The following is a 17367-nucleotide window of genomic DNA, read 5'->3' as shown; positions in this document are numbered from 1 at the left end:
ACCTGGGTGGAATGCCCTGCCGACCATACCGCAGCCACGCGTCCGTGGGGATGGCACCGGCGATGCGAACATCGCCGGTGCCCTGTACCACTTAGAACCGGTAGCCCAGGCCCAGCATCACGCCGTTCTGGATCTGCCCGTCGCGGCGCTCGCCCACGTAGTCGGCCATGATCGACAGGCGTTCGCTGGCGCGGCTGGTCACGCCCAGGTTCCAGGCCAGCACCTGCTCGCCCACGGCCTGGCTGCTGGCGCCGAACACCAGGTCAGGTGCGGCGGCGAAGCCGGTGCTGTAGCGGGCCTGCGAATCGCCCAGTTCCTTCTGCCAGACCACACGGGCGCGCGGGGTGATGCGCTCGCCGTTGTTGCCCTCGAAGGTCCTGAACAGCTGCAGGCCGGCACCAACGCGAATGCTTTCCAGGCTGCCGCTGCGACCGACCAGTGCACCCGCGCCCTGCCCTTCATTGAAGCGCGTGGCCGAGGTCCGCGCGTAGTCCACCACCGGCAACAACGGCTGGATCACCAGGCCCTTGCCGGTGGTGAACGAGAACGCGTGTTCCACCCGTGCCGAGATCGCATCGTTGTTGTACTTGGCGCGCAGCGGCTGCTGCAGGCCATCGATACCGCTGACGCTGCGCCGGGTGTCATGACGCAGGTCGGTATAGCGCACCGCCGCCGACAGATAGCCGCGCGAATAGGTCGCGTCCAGGTAGCCGCCCACGTCCAGCGCGCGCACGTCACCGCTGAAGTCGGAGCCGTCGCGGCCCTTGGTCGACATATCTGCCGCTGCCACGCTGACGCCCAGGGTGACGCGGTCATCGGCAACGCGGGTATCGGCACCGACGACGATGCCGCCGATGTTGTGGCTCAAGCCGGCCACGCCGCCGTCGGCATCGATGCGGCCGTGACTGGCGAAACCTCGCGCCCACAGGCCATGGCTGCGGCCAGAGCCACTGCCTTCACCGCCACCCGCCGCCGGCTCGACCAGATGCATGGCCAGCTGGTTGAACAGGCTGCCGTGCCGCATCCCGGGCTGCGCCGACACCGACTGCGCGGCCTGCGAGGCCAGGCCGTCGGCATCACCGCCACTGCGCATCGCAGCCTGGTGCTGCTGCACCACATTGCCGATGCTGCCCACCAACGCGTTGTCGGCCAGGCGCAGGCTCGCGTGCGCGTCACCGCGCAGGGCACCGGCCTGCTGTGCAATCACATCACGGTCAGCGAACTGCAGAGCGCCGAGCAGCGACTTCAGGCCACCATCCTTGCGATCGGAAGCGGTCGCCAGCGCACGGCCAAGGGCATCTCCCGAAGCACCATTGGCAAACAGCCCCAACTGGTCGAAGCCCGGGTTGGCGGTCAACCACAGGCCGTCCGCGGTCTGTTTCACGTTGAAACTCAGCAGCGAGTTGTGGCGTGGGCGGAACACTTCGCCGCCGGTGATGCTGGCGCTGTAGCCGGTGTCGCCCAGGCGCACGACATCTTCGAAGCCGCCCTGGTAGATCGGGCCCTGCACGAGATCGCGACGGAAATCCTGGCCGTAGTAGCCCTGCGCAACATTCAACTCCAGGAAGGCGCCCTTGGAGATCACCAGCGCGCCGTCATTCACCCTGCCGCTGGACTGGTCGAAGAAGCTGCCGACGCGCACGCGCCCGGCAGCGCTGCCACCGTTCTCGGTCACGTCGAACAGCACCTTGCCGCCCGGCATGATGTTGACGTAGCCGTGGGTGACCAGGTCGCCACCGCGCGGCATCAGCGTGCCGTAGACGCGCAGGCGGTTGAAGCCGTCCTCTCGCCAGGACGGGCGGGTGCCGCTGGCCAGCGCACTGAGATCCATCGCGGTGCCCGCCACGTCACCATTGCCGACCAGCATGCCTGCGCCCATCACCCGCACCTCCGAAGCGCGCAGTGCGCCGCCTTCCAGCGCGATGGTGCCGTTGTCGACCAGCATGAAGTCGGCACCGGTGGTGGCGGAGGTACGCCAGGTAGCGCCGTTGGTCACGCGGATCACGCCCATGGAGTTGTCCAGCGTAGACCCATCCAGGTCACCCAGACGCAGCTTGGACAGCAGCAGGGCCTTGTATGTGGGATCGTTCTGGTAGTCCTGTACCGAGTTCGCGCCGACGCCCTGCGGACCATTGCTGGACGCGTTGTAGATGCTCTGCGCCAGGTTGATGTAGCTGGACTGCCAGTTGGTGTTCCAGCGCGCGAAATCATCATCGACGAAGGTCTGCAGCTGGCGACCGGTGCGCAGGTAGCCCGGGTTGATGTCGCCGCTCACGTTGGCGGTGACATTCAACGTATCGCCCGGATCGCGGTAGCCCTTCGCGGTGATGATCCTGTTGTTGTAGATGTCCTGGCCCGGGAACGACTCCAGCTTGCTGCCGCTGCCATCAGGATCGAAAGTGACCGAGGCACCCGTGGTGCGCGCCGGATCGCGGAACACCAGCAGGCCGTTGGGCTGCACGACTTCATACATGGCCTTGTGCAGCAGCCCGGCATCGATGCCGCCGCCGTAGTTGCCGGTGTAGATCTGGGTCATCCGCGGCGACGGCGTGTAGATCACTTTGCCGCTGTTGCTGGCCGCGTGGATCTGTACCGAATCGACGATTGGCAGATCACCGGCCAGATAGCGTTCGACACCACCGGACTGCATGATCGAGCAGGACGAGATGCAGTTGCCGGACACGATGGTGTTCAGGCCGGCGGTGCGGATGATGCCCTGCAGCCACTCGCCGGCGATCAACGCGCCACCATTGGAGGTGCGCAGCACCACTTCGCGGATCGGCCGGCCCTCGGCCTGCGCCTTGGCCAGCAACGCCGGCAGCGACACCACGTCGGCGTAGGTGACGCCGCCGCTCAGGAAGATGCGATCCCCCTGCACGTGATAACTCATTGCCATGACGTCATCAGCCGCCGCGATGGCGCCAACGCCGATCAGCCCGGCCAGGGCCAGGCTCAACTTCGAATGCTTCATACGTTCTCTCTCCACCCGCAACACGCGGGTAAAGAGTCAAACGGCAGAACGCCGGAATCTCCCCCAGCGCGGCCGGCGTGGAAAAATGAATGCATTCACAATGAGAGAGGGGGCACCCTGCACTCTTCCCCATCCGGTCATCGTCGCGTAAAACTCGAAGGCGCATCCACCAACGTCAGCCGAGGCCAGCCCTGTCCGTTCCGTCCCCCCTGATCCACCACGCGCCGGAGCCATCCGCGCCTGCGGACGCCTTCATCGCGTTCGTACGCGAAGAACGCGCGCCACTGTGCGCGTTCCTGCGCACACGGGGCGTGGGGCCGGAGGATGCGGAGGACATCGCGCAGGACTGCATGGAGCGGCTGATCCGCTATCGCGCGCACGGCACCGACGAACTGCGCCTGCTGCTGTATCGTATTGCGCGCAATCGCCTGGCCGATCGCGGCCGATCGCCGCAGTCGCGACCGCACCTGTCACTGGCCGAGCATGATGGTCACGACGAGCCCACCAGCCCGTCGCCGGACCCCTTGCGCCAGGCAGAGTCCGGGCAGATGTTGTCCCTGCTGCGGCAGGCCCTTTTCAAACTGCCCGAGCGCGCGCGCGAGGTGTACCTGCTCAACCGGATCACCGGCATGAGCTATACGCAGATCGCACGGCACTGTGGAATTACAGCCAAGACCGTGGAAAAACATATCGCCCGCGCCCTGCAGGGCCTGCGCCAGGAGTTGGGACCGGATCCGCTGCACAACGACAGGGATACCGAATGAGCAGCCACCGGCACATGGAAGACGCCTCGCTGTTCGCACGCGCCAGCACCTGGGTGGCGCGTCTGGAAGCTCCGGACTGCACCGCAGCCGAACGCGAGTCGTTCGAAGACTGGCTTGCTGAAGACCCTGCCCATGTCAAAGCCTGGGTGCAGGCCGAAGACCTTTTCCAGCAGGGCCAGGGCCTGGCTGCGGACCCGTGGCTGCGGACGGCTGCGGCGCGTGCGGCACGGCCTGCCCGACGCCGCTGGCTGCCTGCGGCGGCCGCGGCCGCGGGTATCTGCCTGGCCATCGGCGTGGGCTGGATGGTAGCGGTGGATGGCAACCCTGCCCCGCAGCGCTTTGCCAATGACACGCATCAGGCACAGCGGCTGACCCTGCCCGATGGCAGCGTGGCCATGCTCGATGCCGGCACGACGCTGCACGCCCGCTTCGGCTGGCGCCACCGCGATCTGGACCTGGAACGCGGCCGCCTGCAGTTGCAGGTCGCGCCATCGAACAAGGCATTGCAGCTGCGCGCCGGCACCAGCACGATCCGCGATATCGGCACGACCTTCCAGGTCGAGCGCCTGCACGATGGCCTGGTCGAGGTCGCGCTGCTGGAGGGTGCGGTGGAAGTCAGCAACGGCGCCGCCCAGCACACGCTGGCCCCTGGCCAGCAACTGCAGGTACTGCCCTCCGGGCGCATCCAGCCTGGTCCAGCGCTGTCCTCCACGGCAGCCGCCGAGGGCTGGCTGCATGGGCAGCTGGTCTTCGATGCCACCCCGCTGTCGATCGTGGTCGAACGCATGAACCGCTATGGCCATGCACCGCTGGTGATCGCTGACCCGGAGATCACTGATCTGGCGGTCAGCGGCACGTTCCGCGCAGGCGATGCACAGGAGTTGCTGTCCGCGCTGGAACTTGGCTGGTCCATTGCTGGCCAGACGCGCCCGGATGGCGCGCTGGAACTGCGCCGCACGTACTGAGGAGGCCTGCGGTGATGGCAGGACCAGGCGCGCTGCAGTGGGGGCTGCTCCGCCCCCTGCTGTGCCTGGCGCTGCTGGTCGCCGCGCCGCCTGCCGCCATCGCAGGCGGTCCGGCTGCCACCCACGACTACCACATCAACGCTGGCCCGTTGACTTCGGCACTGCAGCAGTGGGCACGGCAAAGCGGCATCGCACTGGTGTTCGATGCCCGGGAGCTCGCGGGGCTCCATGCCAACGGCACCCATGGCCTGGCCGATCCGGCATCGGCCCTGAAACGGCTGGTCGCCGGCATGCCGGTGACCATCCTTCGAACACCGTCCGGAGGCTTCGTGGTCCGCCGCATCCGCGTCGCGCCCGTCGTCGCGCCGCCGGTTCCGGCAACGGTGGCGCCGCGCCCACGCACGCCTCCGCCATCCCCGCCCCAGGTAGACCTGGCGCCGATCCATGTCACCGGCAGCCGGTTGCCACGCACCTCCGTGCAGACCACCCTGCCGGTGACCACGATCGACCGCGCGGACATCCTGCGCAGCGGCTACGGCAGCCTGTTCGACCTGCTGCGACACCTGCCCGGCATGAACGGGCTGCCAGCGATAAGCAGCGCACGCAGTGGCGATTCGCAGTACCTGCCTGTTGGTGCGGCCGCCACCACCAGTCTGGATGGCATGGGACCGCGCGCCACCCTGTTCCTGGTCAATGGCCGGCGCCTGCCCCGCTACCCGATGGTGTCCCTGGAACAGGGCGGACTCACCGACCTGGGCGGCATTCCACTCAGCTTCGTCGAACGCATCGAACTGGTGCGCGGTGGCGCCTCGGCCATCTACGGCGCCGATGCCATGTCCGGCGTGGTCAACATCATCCTGCGTGACCAGGCCGACGGCCCGGAAGCCACGCTGCAGACCGGCCTGAGCAGCCGTGGCGACGCCGGCCAGTACCGCGTGCAGGCCGCCACTGGAGGCCTGCGCGGGAACGGCGACCGCTGGTTCGCAGGTGTCGACCTGCATCGCGTCGACCATCTGGCGGGGAACCAGCGTGACTGGCACGCAGAAACGTCGCAGTATCTGATCGGCGCCTTCCGCGAGGGCGACTACTGGCCCGCCACGCGCTGCGACGGACCCTTGAAACGACGCAATGGCGCCTGCTGGTTCGACAGCTCGCGCCCACGTTCACTTCAACCCGCCTCTGATACCGCCTCTGCCTATCTGCGCTATCGGCATGAGCGTGGCGAGGGCCGCTACGTCTACGCCGAGGCCCGTGCCAGCCACAACAGGCAGCGCTTTGATCTGGGCCCGACCGCCGTGGCTCTCAATCTGTACGGCTACACCTTCAACAGCGTCCTGCGCGAAGCCGGCAATGTGCGTCCCCAGGTACGTGCCACCGATGCCGATCTCACCCTTGGCATCGGCCGGGACCAAGGCAGCCACAGCTGGGACGCCGGCATCAGCGCGCAGCGCAGCGACGTCACCCTGTCCACGCCAGGCACCGTGCGCGCCGCCCCCTTCGTCGAGGCCGCGCAGTCACTCAGGTTCCTGCCAGGGTTCAATGCATTGCCCGCCGATGAAGCCAAGTCGTTGTTCCCGGCGATCCGAAACCGTGGACTTACCGAGCAATGGCAGGGCTGGTGGGGCATACAGCGCGCACTGATGCCGATGCGGGGTGGCAATGCGCAGCTGGCCACCGGTATCGACCTGCGCCATGAACGCTGGACGTCCCACCCGGACACCCTGCTGAGCCAGGGCGATCTGGCACTGGGGCTGCCGCAGCAGCAGCGGCGCCTGTCGCGGCAGAGTGGCGGCGCGTATGCGGAACTGGGCCTGCCACTGACATCGGAACTGCGCATGGACCTGGCCGCACGCTGGGACTACGACGGCGACTACACGGCATTCTCGCCCCGTGCCGGCCTGCGCTGGACGCCAACACCGCACTGGTCGTTCCTGCTGGCCAGCGGTCGCGGCTATCGCGCGCCCAGCCTGTTCGAACAGCGCCGTCCGCCAGGACAGTTCGGCACCCTCACTCTGCCCGCCTCAAGCGCACTGCCGCCCTGTGCACAGAGCGGGCCCGACGGCCGCTGCGTGGTCACTGCGGATGTGGAGGAGAACACCACGCTCAAGGCCGAGAGCTCACGCAGCCATTCGCTGGCGGCGACCTGGTCACCCAGCGATGCGTTCTCGCTGTCGCTGACCCACAACATCGTCGAGCTGCGCAACGAAATCCTCGCGCTGCAGCCGGTCGATGCCGTGTGGAACCGTGATACCTGGCAGCTGGATGAGGATGGCAACCTGAGCAGCCTGCGGCTGTCGTTCGACAATATCGGCCGTACCACCTCCCGCAACTGGGTGCTGCGTGGCGAATACCGGATCGACACCGGCAGCAGCGGCCAGTGGATGTTCTCGCTGGACGCGCTGAAGCAGCAGGAGCTGCGCCGCCGTCGCGACCACGAACCGGCGATCGACCTGCGCGGGCACGTCACGCCCGAGATGGCGGCGGTCCTGAACGTGCAATGGCAGAACAGCAACTGGGACATCGCCCTGCGCGGCAACCAGGTGGGCCGCACCCGTGCATGGCTGCCCGGCGACGAGTGCCCGCAGCGGCAGATCGACCGGAACCACTGCATGAATCCGCGCCAGCTGCGCTGGAACCTGCACCTGGCGCGCCGCCTGGGTCCGCGCGTCATCGCGGCACTGGACGTGCACAACGTGCTTGATGCGCAACCGGTGAACTACCTGGTCGGCAATGGTGGGCAGATGCCGGGACTGGACGATCCACTGGGCCGCTACTACCTGCTTACCCTGCAGTTCCGCTGAGCGTAGTACGCTACGCGGCCTGTTCCACCGGCCCGCCACCTCCCCCATGAAAGCCTATCTCTGGTTCTGGGGCGCGTTCCTGCTGTTCTTCGCGTTGCCTTTTCCCTGCATTCTCTATTTCGGCACCTCGTGGCCGGTGGCCCTGGTCGACCGCAGTGCACCATGGCTGGCACTGCTGCTGCTCGCCCTGTCACTGAGCGCATGGCTGGCCCTGCTGCTCGCCTTCCTGCATACCCTGCTGCTCGGACCACCGCGCGCCCTGCATCGCGTGCATTCGATCCTCGCCGATGGCGAACCTCGTGATGCGCTGATCGAACACGCCGAACAGACCGGCGTGCAGGTGCGTGGCTTCGCGCAATGGAAACTGCAGTTGTCCTTCCAGAATCTGTCGGGCACCCCGATCCGCGAACAGCTGCTGGTGGTCGACAGCAAACCCCAGCTGCATCGCTTCGAGGTGGGCAGGCACATCGATGCGCGCCTGGGCCGGACGCCCGGAGCATTCCCCAACATCGTGCTGGACGGTGCCCAGCCCGAACTGAATGTCGCCAGCCTGTGGCGGCGAAGCATCGGCGCTGCGATCGGCATCGTCCTGGTGGCCGCCGCCTATGTGGCGGCCTACCGCCTGCAGAGCGAGGGCCTGGGCTGGACCTTCCTGTCCTTCGGCCACCCGCTGCTGGTGTGCCCGCTGGTGCTGTGCGGGTACATATTGGGGTTGCGCCTGCTCGGCCGCCTTTTGCAGGCTGATGCGCGCGGCGATGCGCTGAAGTATCGCGGCATCGGCGTGGAGGCCAGGGTACTGAAGGTGCGCCAGACCGGCACCTACCTCAACGAGCAGCCGCAGGTGGAGTTCCAGGTGGAGTACACCGATCGTGACGGCGATATGCAGCGCGCCAGCGTGCGTCGCTTCATTCCACTGATCGACCTGGCCAACATCCCGCGCGAACACGTGACCCTGCTGTACGACCCGGATGACCATGGCAACGTGCGCCTGGAGGGCGTGTGAAGCAGCCTCCTTCCACCCGACGGGTGTTTTCGCTGGTGCTGCTGGCGCTGGCTGGCGTGGCCGTTGCCGGCGGTGCATTGGGAACCATCGCCGAGACACTGGGACATCCGGTGCGGCCCGACCTTTCGCCAAGGCCACTTGCCTCGCAGCCACCGCGCGAGCAGGCCGACTCACTGGCAACGGCACCCGGACTGCAGCCCACCCTGATGCCCGAACGCAGCAACCGGCTGTTCGATTCGGAATACCTGCAGGGCGCACGCCAGGCACTGGAGCAGTTGCCCGCATTGTCCGGACACCGGCTGACGGTATTCCACAGCATCCACTTCTACGACGATGGCCGCATCAACCTCGATCTGGTCGATCCGCAACAGCCGGGTCACGTCGACAGCTATCACTTCGAACGTGGCCAGTGGCGCAAGGGCAACCCGGTGAACCCCCAGCAGTTCGCACCCACCATCAGCCTGCAGCGCAGCAGCACCCCGCTGGCCAACATCGATTTCGATGCTGTACCACGCGTGGCCAAGGCACTGCAGGAACAACGCAACGCATTGCAGAACCCGGCCTCGGAAGTCGGCCACGTCTACGTAATCGTCCGCAAGGCCGGCAGGCTGGCATGGCTGCCGGACGAGGTCGCCGGCGACCGCGAATCGGCCCGCCTGCAGTTCGACGCACGGGGCGTCGCACGCAGCGTCAAAAAAGGGGACGGAGGGAATTAAGTCGCCATCGGCATCAAGGCAATTACGACTTAATCCCCTCCGTCCCCATTTTCTCTTTTACGGAGCGGGCGATGGCGTACTGCGCGGCGTAGTAGGTGGACAACACCAGCAGGCTGGCCAGCGGCAGGCCACCGGCAAAGCGGTCCCAGGCCAGCAATGAATCGCTGGCCACGAACAGCACGGCACCGGTTGCCGCCCAGCGTGCACTGCACGGTTCCGGTGCGGCCGCCTGAGGACGCGCCCATGCGCGTGCAAGCGCCAACACCGCCATCGACGCCAGCACCACCACGTAGGCCAGCACCGGGATGCGCATAGGCACCGGCAGGTACGGCCACAAGCCAAGCACGTTGAGCGTGGCGAAGGCACCCAGCAGCACACTGGCGCCAACCAGGCCACGACCGGCACGCAGGCCAGCGCGGAAGGCGACGATGTAGCAGACGTGGGCCAGCAGGAACGCGACCAGGCCCGGCACGAACGCGTCGATCGGGAGCATCAGCGCGATATCGCCCACGCACGACAGCAGTATGCCGGCCAGTACTGCGCGGCGGTAGAACGGCTGCGCCGGATCATGCACGCGCCAGGCGATGGCGGCGATCAGCAGCGTGGTGGTCGGCTTGGCCAGCCAGTGCAGCCAACGCCCATCGCCGTGCAGGAATGCGCCCACGATGGCGAGGATCGCCATCAACAGGATCACGCCATCGTGGGCGCGCACTTTCATCGTGCCTTCCACAGTTCCGCCAGGCGATCGGGCTTGCCGGCAATGCGCTCAAGCACCGGGTACTGCAGGCCATCGTGGTAGTCGATGTTCATCGCTTCAATGCGGTCGAACTGCTTCACCAGCAGCACGATCGGCGCCTTGTCCTTCGCTGCCTCAGCCACCGCGTCCTTCAGCCGCTGGCTGCTGTATTCGCGGCCGCCAACCGCGATCACCTTCATGCCCGGCGCCAGCCCTGCGTTGAACGCCGGGCTGTCCCAGATCACATCACCGACCGAACCGCTGTCGAGCACGGTGGCACCCAGCGAGTAGGCCAGCAATGCCGCCTTGGCACGCTTTTCCTGCGCCTTGTAGGCGTCGTTCGGGGTATCGCGGTAGACCAGCTTCCAGCCGGCCAGCTCCAGGCCGCCAGTCAACGAACCGTGCCCGTCCAGTCGCCCGCGCAGGAACGTGGCCCAGTCATACGGCGCGATGCCGTTCAAGGTCGCGACCACGTCATCAAAGGTGTACGGGTTGACGTCCCAGTCACCATTGCCGACGCCGAAGAATGCACTTGCGAAGTCGTCCAGGCTGCGACGGTTGCCGCTCAGTTCGCGCAGCTTGCCCTCCACTTCCAGCCACAGCATCTGGCCGCCGGAGTAGTAGTCCTCGCTCATCTGGTAGTTGCGGTAAGGCAACGTGCGGCGCTGGGCGATGGTCGGGTCGTTGGTGGTGTCCTGCAGCGGGCGCCAGGCAAGGCCCGGGCGACCACGGTCATAGGTCGCGGCCACGTTGGCCAGCATGTCGCGCGCCTGCGCCGTCGACCACAGGCCTGAGCGTGCGGCCAGCACCTGGCCCCAGAACTGGGTCTGGCCTTCGTACACCCACAGCAGGCTGTCGCCCATCGGCACGTTGAAGTTGGCGGTGGCCAGGTCGGCGCCACGGCGGTACTTGCCGTTCCAGGAATGGGTGTATTCGTGCGGCAACAGGTCACGCATCCAGGCATTGCTGTCCCACTCGGTGAAATAGCCCGGGTCGGCACTGTTCTCGCTGGAGCGGTGATGCTCCAGGCCGATGCCGCCGAGGCGGTCGGTCAACGCCAGCAGGAATTCATAGTGGTTGTAGTGACGCGCGCCATAGAGCTTGTCGGCCTGCTGCACCAGCGCGCGATGCATCGTGATCTGCGCCTCGCTCGGCTTCAACGATTTGGCGTCGTCAGCGAACACGTTGAGGTGCACCGGCACTTTCGCGCCCGGGTCGAGGTCGATGCGCTGGTGGTGCTCACCGGCAAACAGCGGCGAGTCGACCAGGTGGTCGTAGGAGATGGGCTTGAACACCACGGTATCGCCGTCGCGGCGCGCGGTTTCCAGTGCGGTGGCGTAGGCCCAGCCCTTGGGCAGGGTGACGCTGGCCTGCGCCTGCAGGTTGCGCGCATCGACGCCGGCCGGATACAACGAGTTGGCGTTCCACTGCAGGTTGAGCATTTCCGGGGTCATCACCACCCGGCCCTGGCTGCCGCCCTGCGAGGACAGGAAATCGAAGTGGGCGACGATCTCGCTCACGCCCTCGGGCACGTCCACCTTGAACGCATAGACGTTGAACTGATCACGCTGCCAGGCCAACGGTTTGCCGTTGGCAGTCACGCGCAGGCCGGCCAGCTTGTCGATCGGGCCGGTGGGCGAATGGTTGCCGGGAATCCACTGCGGGTACAGCAGGGTCATCGGGCCCGGCTTGGCCGGCACGGTGGCGGTCACCTTGAAGATGCGCCGGGCCAGGTCGCGCGCGTCCACGTCGATGCGCAGCAGGCCGGGAGCCGCCGCGTCCGCCGGTGGCGAGATCTGCGCAAGTGCAGGCGTGGCCGCCAGCGCGAACAGCAACGACATGGCCAGGGCTCGGGTCTTCATCGGCAGCATCCAACAACGGAGAATCTTCCGATGCTAGGCCTGTAAAGTGCCCCGCCCCATGGCCAAAGGTCATGGGCGGTGCGCCCATCCGCGCATGCCCGAAAGCGTGCGAACCAAGGTTCGCACCCACGGTGTGCAGGTTCGCACCCACCTTGTGCTGGTTTGCACCCACCGTGTGCAGGTTCGCACCCACCAGAGCGGTTTCAGTAGATCCACGCCATGCGTGGATGAGGCCTTCCCGGTCAGTCGACCAGACGCAGGCGCAGTTCCTTCGGCAGCGCGAACACCATCGATTCCGGTTCGCCATCCAGCTCGCCCACGCCGCTGGCACCCAGCTCGGCCAGGCGTGCCAGCACGCCATCGACCAGTACCTGCGGTGCCGAGGCACCGGCAGTGACGCCGATGTGCTGCTTGCCCACCACCCATGCCGGGTCGATTTCATGCGCACCGTCGATCAGGTAGCTTTCCACGCCTTCACGACGGGCCAGCTCGCTCAGGCGGTTGGAATTGGAGCTGTTCGGCGAACCGACCACGAGCACCAGATCGCAGCGCTTGGCCAGGTCGCGCACAGCGTCCTGGCGGTTCTGCGTGGCGTAGCAGATGTCGTCGTTCTTCGGGCCCTGCATCGCCGGGAAGCGCTCACGCAGCGCATCGATGATGCCGCGCGTGTCGTCCACCGACAGCGTGGTCTGGGTCGTGTAGGCGAAATTCTCCGGCTGGTTGATGTGCAGCGTGGCAACCTGCTCCACGTCCTCCACCAGGTAGATCTGGCCCGTACCGGCTTCGCGGTTCCACTGGCCCATGGTGCCTTCCACTTCCGGGTGACCGGCGTGGCCGATCAGCACCACGTCACGGCCGGCACGGCAGTGGCGGGCGACTTCGAAGTGGACCTTGGTCACCAGCGGGCAGGTGGCGTCGAACACCTTCAGGCCGCGGCGTTCGGCTTCCTGGCGCACGGCCTGGGAGACGCCGTGTGCGCTGAAGATGACCGTGTTGTTGTCCGGCACTTCGTCCAGTTCCTCGACGAAGATCGCACCGCGCTGCTTCAGGTCGTCCACCACGAAGCGGTTGTGCACCACTTCATGGCGGACGTAGATGGGCGCGCCCAGCGTTTCGATCGCGCGCTTGACGATCTCGATCGCACGATCGACACCGGCACAGAAACCACGCGGGTTGGCGAGCAGCACATCCATCAGTTCAATCTCCCGGCAGCGGCCGGCTTACGGTTTCGGGTTGGCATTATCCGCCTTTTTGGCGGACTTGCCTTCGAACAGGCCAAACAGGGCGATGCCGATGGCACCGACCACGATGGCCGAATCGGCGATGTTGAACGAGGGCCAGGTGTAGCTGCCCACGTACCACTGGATGAAATCGACCACATGACCATGCACCTGGCGGTCGATCACGTTGCCGATCGCGCCGCCGATGATCAGCGCATACGGCACGGCCGCCTTCCAGTTGCCACGGGCAGTGCCGCGCAGCCACCAGGCCATCAGGCCGCTGATGACGATCGCCAGCACGGTGAAGAAGTGCTTCTGCCAGCCACCAGCGTCGCTCAGGAAACTGAACGCCGCACCGGTGTTGTAGGTGCGGTACCAGTTCCAGAAGCCGTCGATCACAACCACCGGCTGGAACTCCGGCAGGCTCGACAGGACCCAGGCCTTGGACCACTGGTCCAGCCCGATGATGGCCGCCGACAGCAGCAGCCAGACCAGGGCGTTCGGGTGCGGACGGGGCGCGGCCATCAGAACCAGCTCCGCACTTCACCGGCGCCGGTGATGTTGCTCACGCAGCGGCCACACAGTTCCGGATGGTCGGCGTTGCTGCCGACATCGGCACGGTGGTGCCAGCAGCGCACGCACTTGGCCTTGGTGGTCGGCTGGGCGCTGACGAACACCTCGTCGGTGGTCGCCGGGCGCACCTGCACGTCGCCGCTGATGAACAGGAAACGCAGTTCATCGGCCAGCGGCTGCCAGCGCGCTGCCTGCTCTTCGCTGGCAGCGATGGTGATCTCCGCTTCCAGTGCGGCACCGATCGCGCCGTTGGCACGCATCGGCTCGAGCACCTTGGCCACCTGCTCACGCACGGCCAGCAGCTGGTCGAAGTCGGTGGCGTTGAGCTGGGCATCGGCCGGCAGCGGCGCCAGGCCGTCGTACCAGGTGGTGAACAGCACGTGGCCGGCGCGTTCGCCCGGCAGGTAGCCCCACAGCTCGTCGGCGGTGAAGGTCAGGATCGGCGCAACCCAGCGGGTGAACGCTTCGGCGATGTGGTACATCGCGCTCTGTGCCGAACGGCGACCGTGCGAATCGGTCGGCATCGTGTACAGGCGGTCCTTGGTCACGTCCAGGTACAGCGAGCCCAGGTCCACGCTGCAGAAGTTCAGCAGCAGCTGCACGATCTCGGCCATGTTGTAGCCGTCGTAGGCGGCCTTGATCTTCTCCTGCAGCTCCCACGCGCGATGCACGATCCAACGGTCCAGCGCGACCATCTGGTCGAGCGGGCGCAGGTGCTGGGCCGGATCGAAGCCGTCCAGGTTGCCGAGCAGGAAGCGCGCGGTGTTGCGCAGGCGACGGTAGGCGTCGGCGTTGCGCTTGAGGATCTCCTGCGACAGCGACATCTCGTTGCTGTAGTCGGCCGAGGCGATCCACAGGCGCAGGATGTCCGCGCCCAGCTTGTTCATGATGTCCTGCGGCTCGATGCCGTTGCCCAGCGACTTGGACATCTTGCGGCCGTGCTCGTCCACGGTGAAGCCGTGGGTCAGGCACTGCTTGTACGGCGCGCGCTTGTCGATCGCCACGCCGGTCAGCAGCGAGGACTGGAACCAGCCGCGGTGCTGGTCGGAGCCTTCCAGGTACAGGTCGGCCGGCTTGCCGAAGCCACGCGCGGCGAGCACGCCTTCATGGGTCACGCCCGAATCGAACCAGACATCGAGGATGTCGGTGACCTTCTCGTAGTCGGCGGCTTCGGCGCCCAGCAGTTCGGCGGCGTCCAGCGAGTACCACACGTCGATGCCCTCGGCTTCGACGCGGTCGGCGACCTGCTGCATCAGCTCCACCGAGCGCGGATGGATCTCGCCGGTCTGGCGATGGGTGAACAGTGCGATCGGCACGCCCCAGGTGCGCTGGCGCGAGATCGTCCAGTCCGGGCGACCGTCGACCATGCTCTGGATGCGCGCCTTGCCCCAGCTCGGGAACCAGCCGACGGTGTCGATGGCGGCCAGCGCATCGCTACGCAGGTTGGCCTTGTCCATCGAGATGAACCACTGCGGGGTGGCGCGGAACACCACCGGCGTCTTGTGGCGCCAGCAGTGGGGGTAGCTGTGGCGGATCGGGTGGAACGCCAGCAGCGCGCCGTTGTCGCGCAGCACGCCGACGATGGCGTCCTGCGCCTTCCACAGGTGCTGGCCGGCCAGCACAACGTCACCGGCCGGCGGGGTCGATTCCAGGTACACGCCACGGCCGTCGATCGGCGTGACCTGACCGGCGTTGTACTTGTCCAGCAGGCCGTACTTCTGGCTGACCACGAAGTCTTCCTGGCCATGGCCGGGGGCAGTGTGCACCGCACCGGTACCGTCCTCGTCGGACACGTGGTCGCCGTTGAGCACCAGGATCTCGCGCTCCGGATAGAACGGGTGCGCCAGCAGCTGGTTTTCCAGCGCCGCGCCGGTGGTTTCACCGTGCAGCACCACGTTCTCGACACCGTAGCGCTGCAGTGCGCGCTCGGCCAGCGCGGCAGCCAGCACCAGCCAGCGGCGCTTGCCGTTGTGGGCCGGGCCTTCGGCCAGCACGTAGTTGATCTCCGCACCCAGCGACACCGCCAGCGAGGCCGGCAGCGTCCATGGGGTGGTGGTCCAGATCGGCACGGCCACTTCCACGTCGCCCGGCAGGCTCACGCCGAAAGCCTGGGCCACAGCCTGCGCATCGCGCGCGGCGTAGGCCACGTCGATCGCCGGCGATTCCTTTTCCTGGTACTCGATCTCGGCTTCGGCCAGCGCCGAACCACAGTCGAAGCACCAGTACACCGGCTTGGCGCCGCGGACCAGGTGGCCGTTGGCCACGACCTTGGCCAGCGCGCGGATCTCGTTGGCTTCGAAGTCGAAGCTCAGGGTCTTGTACGGGTTGTCCCAGTCACCGGTCACGCCCAGGCGCTTGAAGTCCACGCGCTGGATGTTGATCTGCTCTTCGGCGAACTCGCGGCACTTCTGGCGGAATTCAACGGCGTCGAGCTTGGTGCCGACCTTGCCCCACTTCTTTTCGACCGCGATCTCGATCGGCAGGCCATGGCAATCCCAGCCCGGCACGTAGGGCGCATCGAAGCCGGCCAGGTAGCGCGACTTGACGATGATGTCCTTCAGGATCTTGTTGACCGCGTGGCCCAGGTGGATGCGGCCGTTGGCGTACGGCGGGCCGTCATGCAGCACGAACAGCGGGCGGCCGGCGGCGTTGTCGCGCAGCTGCTGGTAGAGCCCCTGCGCCTCCCACTGCGCCAGAATGCCCGGCTCGCGCTTGGGCAGGTCGCCGCGCATCGGGAATTCGGTGGCTGGCAGGTTCAGGGTGGTCTTGTAGTCCTGGCTCACGCAGTGGCTCGCAATCTATGTTCGGAAAGGATGGCGCGCGCCTGTTCGGCGTCGCGGTGCATCTGGTCGGTCAGGGCCGCCAGATCATTGAATTTCTCTTCGTCGCGCAGCTTGGTGACGAACTCCACGTCGATGTGGCGCCCGTACAGGTCGCCCTGGAAATCGAACAGGTGGGCTTCCAGCAGCGGCTCCACGCCCTCCACCGTCGGCCGCGTGCCGAAGCTGGAGACCGACGGCCACGGCTGGTCGAACACGCCGTGCACCCAGGTCGCGTAGATGCCCGACAGCGCCGGCGTCTTCGGGAAGCGCAGGTTGGCAGTAGGGAAGCCCAGCGTACGGCCGAGCTGGCGCCCGCGCACCACCCGGCCGCTGATCGCGTACGGACGGCCGAGCAGGTCGTTGGCACGGGCGAAGTCGCCCTCCTGCAGCAGCTGGCGGATGCGGGTGCTGGAAATGCGTTCGCCATGCAGGTCGACCGCTTCGATTTCGCCGGCGCTGAACCCCAGCTCGGCGCCCATCGCCTGCAGCAGGGCCAGGTCGCCACGGCGGCGGTTGCCGAAGCAGAACTCCGGGCCGATCCAGACTTCGCGGGCGTTCAGGCGCTGCACAAGCAGCTGGCGTACGAAGGTCTCGGCCGGCATCGCTGCCATTGCCGCGTCGAAGCGCAGCAGGCCGACCGCATCGACGCCCAGCTCGCGCAGGATCTCGACCTTGCTGCGCGCCAGGGTCAGCCGCGGCGGCGGCGTGCCCTGGGCGAAGAATTCACGCGGCAACGGCTCGAAGGCCACGGCCACGGCGGCCACGCCCAAGGCGCGCGCGCGGGCAACCGCATGGCGCACCAGCGCACGATGGCCCAGGTGGAGGCCGTCGAATGCACCGATACAGACCACGCTTCCGTTGGGGAACAGCTCCCCGCCCTCGACGCTTCTGAACAGCCTGCTCATCAACTCTCGTTCCGGCCCGACCGGGGCCG

At 66.9% G+C, this 17367-nt stretch carries 12 protein-coding genes; 5 read left to right on the top strand and 7 right to left on the bottom strand.

From position 1 onward, the window contains the following. Positions 1-91: 91 nt before the first annotated feature. Complete coding sequence (locus EZ304_RS15435; RefSeq protein ID WP_142807514.1) at positions 92-2971, bottom strand: autotransporter outer membrane beta-barrel domain-containing protein; 2880 nt, start codon at positions 2969-2971, stop codon at positions 92-94. A gap of 284 nt (positions 2972-3255) precedes the next feature. Between EZ304_RS15435 and EZ304_RS15430 the strand changes: the two genes are divergently transcribed. From EZ304_RS15430 to EZ304_RS15410, 5 genes are read left to right on the top strand one after another with little or no spacing between them, the layout of a single operon-like run. Beyond that, a complete protein-coding gene (locus EZ304_RS15430; RefSeq protein ID WP_238378640.1) occupies positions 3256-3735 on the top strand; it encodes an RNA polymerase sigma factor in 480 nt (159 codons plus the stop codon). Next, on the top strand, positions 3732-4700 hold the full coding sequence (locus EZ304_RS15425) for a FecR family protein (RefSeq protein WP_099554382.1): 969 nt from the start codon (positions 3732-3734) through the stop codon (positions 4698-4700). The genes EZ304_RS15430 and EZ304_RS15425 overlap by 4 nt, the downstream gene beginning before the upstream one ends. 14 nt (positions 4701-4714) lie before the next feature. After that, positions 4715-7501 carry a TonB-dependent receptor plug domain-containing protein gene (locus EZ304_RS15420; protein ID WP_142807513.1) on the top strand — a complete coding sequence of 929 codons (2787 nt, stop codon included), beginning with the start codon at positions 4715-4717 and terminating at the stop codon, positions 7499-7501. A gap of 46 nt (positions 7502-7547) precedes the next feature. Next, positions 7548-8504: a hypothetical protein gene (locus tag EZ304_RS15415; protein WP_142807512.1), complete on the top strand. Its 957-nt coding sequence runs from the start codon at positions 7548-7550 to the stop codon at positions 8502-8504. Further along, positions 8501-9220: a hypothetical protein gene (locus EZ304_RS15410; RefSeq protein WP_142807511.1), complete on the top strand. Its 720-nt coding sequence runs from the start codon at positions 8501-8503 to the stop codon at positions 9218-9220. Before EZ304_RS15415 ends, EZ304_RS15410 begins: the two co-directional genes overlap by 4 nt. A gap of 22 nt (positions 9221-9242) precedes the next feature. Here EZ304_RS15410 and EZ304_RS15405 read toward each other — a convergent pair whose 3' ends face one another. The 6 genes from EZ304_RS15405 to EZ304_RS15380 all read right to left on the bottom strand — a co-directional run bounded on the left by EZ304_RS15405 (position 9243) and on the right by EZ304_RS15380 (position 17338). Next, positions 9243-9938 (bottom strand): lysoplasmalogenase, encoded by a 696-nt coding sequence (locus EZ304_RS15405; RefSeq protein ID WP_142807510.1) that lies wholly within the window; start codon positions 9936-9938, stop codon positions 9243-9245. Then, positions 9935-11818 carry a M61 family metallopeptidase gene (locus EZ304_RS15400; protein WP_142807509.1) on the bottom strand — a complete coding sequence of 628 codons (1884 nt, stop codon included), beginning with the start codon at positions 11816-11818 and terminating at the stop codon, positions 9935-9937. Before EZ304_RS15400 ends, EZ304_RS15405 begins: the two co-directional genes overlap by 4 nt. Positions 11819-12060: 242 nt before the next feature. Beyond that, entirely contained in the window at positions 12061-13011 is a 951-nt protein-coding gene (gene ispH / locus EZ304_RS15395; RefSeq protein WP_049428543.1) for a 4-hydroxy-3-methylbut-2-enyl diphosphate reductase, read from the bottom strand. Positions 13012-13038: 27 nt separating this feature from the next. Next, complete coding sequence (lspA, locus tag EZ304_RS15390; RefSeq protein ID WP_099554370.1) at positions 13039-13563, bottom strand: signal peptidase II; 525 nt, start codon at positions 13561-13563, stop codon at positions 13039-13041. Then, positions 13563-16394, bottom strand: coding sequence for an isoleucine--tRNA ligase (gene ileS, locus EZ304_RS15385; protein WP_142807508.1), 2832 nt, complete (start codon positions 16392-16394; stop codon positions 13563-13565). Before ileS ends, lspA begins: the two co-directional genes overlap by 1 nt. After that, complete coding sequence (locus EZ304_RS15380) at positions 16391-17338, bottom strand: bifunctional riboflavin kinase/FAD synthetase (protein WP_142807507.1); 948 nt, start codon at positions 17336-17338, stop codon at positions 16391-16393. The genes ileS and EZ304_RS15380 overlap by 4 nt, the downstream gene beginning before the upstream one ends. Positions 17339-17367 lie beyond the last annotated feature (29 nt).

Source organism: Stenotrophomonas maltophilia, from assembly GCF_006974125.1.
GTDB lineage: Bacteria > Pseudomonadota > Gammaproteobacteria > Xanthomonadales > Xanthomonadaceae > Stenotrophomonas > Stenotrophomonas maltophilia_O.
Note: the sequence above shows the minus strand (reverse complement) of the source record. Positions and strands in the feature narration are given on the sequence as shown.

Bases quoted from the DNA above. Each gene is read 5' to 3' on its own strand.
- EZ304_RS15435 (WP_142807514.1), bottom strand. From the start codon at position 2,971: ATGAAGCATTCGAAGTTGAGCCTGGCCCTGGCCGGGCTGATCGGCGTT.
- EZ304_RS15425 (WP_099554382.1), top strand. From the start codon at position 3,732: ATGAGCAGCCACCGGCACATGGAAGACGCCTCGCTGTTCGCACGCGCC.
- EZ304_RS15420 (WP_142807513.1), top strand. From the start codon at position 4,715: ATGGCAGGACCAGGCGCGCTGCAGTGGGGGCTGCTCCGCCCCCTGCTG.
- EZ304_RS15415 (WP_142807512.1), top strand. From the start codon at position 7,548: ATGAAAGCCTATCTCTGGTTCTGGGGCGCGTTCCTGCTGTTCTTCGCG.
- EZ304_RS15405 (WP_142807510.1), bottom strand. From the start codon at position 9,938: ATGAAAGTGCGCGCCCACGATGGCGTGATCCTGTTGATGGCGATCCTC.
- EZ304_RS15400 (WP_142807509.1), bottom strand. From the start codon at position 11,818: ATGAAGACCCGAGCCCTGGCCATGTCGTTGCTGTTCGCGCTGGCGGCC.
- ispH (WP_049428543.1), bottom strand. From the start codon at position 13,011: ATGGATGTGCTGCTCGCCAACCCGCGTGGTTTCTGTGCCGGTGTCGAT.
- lspA (WP_099554370.1), bottom strand. From the start codon at position 13,563: ATGGCCGCGCCCCGTCCGCACCCGAACGCCCTGGTCTGGCTGCTGCTG.
- EZ304_RS15380 (WP_142807507.1), bottom strand. From the start codon at position 17,338: ATGAGCAGGCTGTTCAGAAGCGTCGAGGGCGGGGAGCTGTTCCCCAAC.